Annotated in this window: 1 protein-coding gene; it reads right to left on the reverse strand. The window is 72.1% G+C overall.

Features of this window, described 5'->3' with window-relative positions; translation table 11 throughout:
- Nucleotides 1-2,380, reverse strand: a 2,380-nt coding sequence (locus AQJ66_RS36505; RefSeq protein WP_159052716.1) for a type I polyketide synthase, incomplete at both ends; no start/stop codon positions are given.

The raw sequence follows: 2,380 nt of genomic DNA on the forward strand, positions 1-2,380 counted from the left end.
GCAGCCCGTCAGCCTCCGCCGAACCCTCGTGCATCGGTGGTCCGTACTCCTGGAGCATCGCGCCGATGAACACGCCCGTGTCGCTGCCGCGCAGCGAACCGGGCTCGATCCCGGCGTCCTCCAACGTCTGCCAAGCGGACTCCAGCAGCAACCGCTGCTGCGGATGCATCGCCAGCGCCTCACGCGGCGCGATGCCGAAGAACTCGGCGTCGAACTCCCCCGCGTCGTCGAGGAAGTAGCCCTTGTCGACGTAGCTCTTGCCCGTCCGTCCCGGGTCCGTGTCGAAGAGGTCGTCCAGGTCCCAACCGCGATCGCGCGGCAGCCCGCCCACAGCATCCCGACCGGAGCGCACCAGCTCCCACAGATCGTCCGGCGACGACGCGCCACCGGGGAACCGGCACCCCATCCCGACGATGACGATCGGATCGTCGTCCCCCGCCGAGGCGGACGACGCAGTCGTCGGAGTGGCGACCTGGGTGCTCCCGCCCATCAGCTCCTCGCGCAGGAGCGCGGCCAGTGTGGACGGGGTCGGGTGGTCGAACACCACAGTGGCCGACAGTCGCAGTCCGGTTACTCCGTTGAGCCGTTTGCGGAGCTCCACCGCGGACAGGGAGTCGAGGCCGAGTTCCCTGAACGCGACGGCCGGCTGTACGGAGCCGGCGTCGGCATGGCCGAGCACGGTGGCGGTGTGGGAGCGCACCAGGTCGAGCAGTTCGCGGTCGATGTCCTCGGCCGGGCGGCCGGCCAGCCGGTCGGCGAGCGTCGAGCCGGTCTCCGTGCCCGCGGTCGCCGTGCGACGCGCCTTGACCAGTCCACGCAGCACCTCCGGCAGACTCGCCTGCGTGGCCTGCTCGCGCAGCCGGTCCAGGTCGAGCGCGGCCGGTGCCACGGTGACCGCACCGCCGGCGAGCGCCGCGTCGAACAGCGCGACGCCTTCGTCCGCCGACAGCGGTTTCAGCCCCGTGCGTTGGATCCGAGCGAGGTCCGCGTCGTCCAGGTGACCGGTCAGTTCGCTGCGCTCGCTCCAGAAGCCCCACGCGAGCGAGGTCGCCGGCAGTCCGGTGGCGCGGCGGTACTGGGCAAGCGCGTCCAGGAACACGTTCGCGGCGGCGTAGTTCCCCTGACCCGCGTTGCCGATCGTGCCCATGATCGAGGAGAACAGCGCGAATACGGACAGCCCCAGGTCCCGGGTCAGGTCGTGCAAGTGCCACGCCGCGTCCAGCTTCGGCGTCAGCACGGCGTCGAGCCTTTCCGGCGTCATCCCCGAGACCAATCCGTCGTCCAGGGCCCCTGCGGCGTGCACCACACCGGTGAGCGGCTGGTCCGGCGGGATCTCGGCGAGCAGTGCGGCAAGCGCGGCCCGGTCGGCCACGTCGCACGCGGCAACCGTCACCTCGGCGCCCAGCCCGGACAACTCGGCGACCAGGTCCGAGGCTCCGGGAGCGTCCGGCCCACGCCGAGAGACCAGCAACAGGTTCCGCGCGCCGTGCTCCGTGACCAGGTGGCGGGCGAACAGCCTGCCGAGTGTTCCCGTACCGCCGGTGATCAGCACGGTGCCGCCGGTGTCCCACCGTGACAGCGGCTCCGGCCCGCTCCCGCCCTCGGCATCCCACCGGGCCAGTCTCGGTACCACGACATGTCCCTCGCGCAGCGCGAACTGGGTGGTGTCACCGGCCAGCGCGGAGGGGAGCGCGGCAAGCGAGCGGACATCGGCATCGACATCGGCCAGGACCAGCCGACCGGGATTCTCGTTCTGCACTGAGCGGAGCAGCCCCCAGAGGGGGGCGGCGGCGAGGTCCGGTACGGGCTCGCCGTTTCCGGTCATCACCGCACGTCGGGTCACCACTACCAGCCGGGCATCCGCGAACCGGTCGTTCGACACCCAAGCCCGGAGCAGATCGAGCGCACGGTACAGCGTCGCGCGGGCAGCCGCGGGGAGGTCCGGCGCCTCGTCCCCTTGGAGGCACACGACCACATCGGACGAGTCGCCGGGTACGGCGGACAGCTCGGTGAACTCTCGCCAGTGGACGCCGGCCCCCGTCGCCGAGCGCAGGCCGAACCGGTCGTGGCCGAGCAGCGAGAGCTCGGTAGGCGGGACCGCGTCCGCCGATGGCCCGGGTGTCCATGCCAGGCGCAGCAGGGCGTTGCGGTCCACGGCCTGAGCGCCGAGGTCGGCGAGGTCGGCCGGAAGCATGGCCAGCGACGCCACCTCGGCCACCGGCAGGCCGGCACCGTCCGCCGCGCGGAGTCGTATCGCGTTGTCGCCCGCGGTCGTCACGGATACCCGCAGCATGGAGGCGCCGGAGGCGTGCAACGTCGCGCCTTCCCAGGCGTACGGCAGTCTCACCCGGCCGTCGTTCGGCAGGACCTGGCCCATCAG

It is taken from the genome of Streptomyces bungoensis (assembly GCF_001514215.1).
In the GTDB taxonomy this organism is placed as follows: domain Bacteria; phylum Actinomycetota; class Actinomycetes; order Streptomycetales; family Streptomycetaceae; genus Streptomyces; species Streptomyces bungoensis.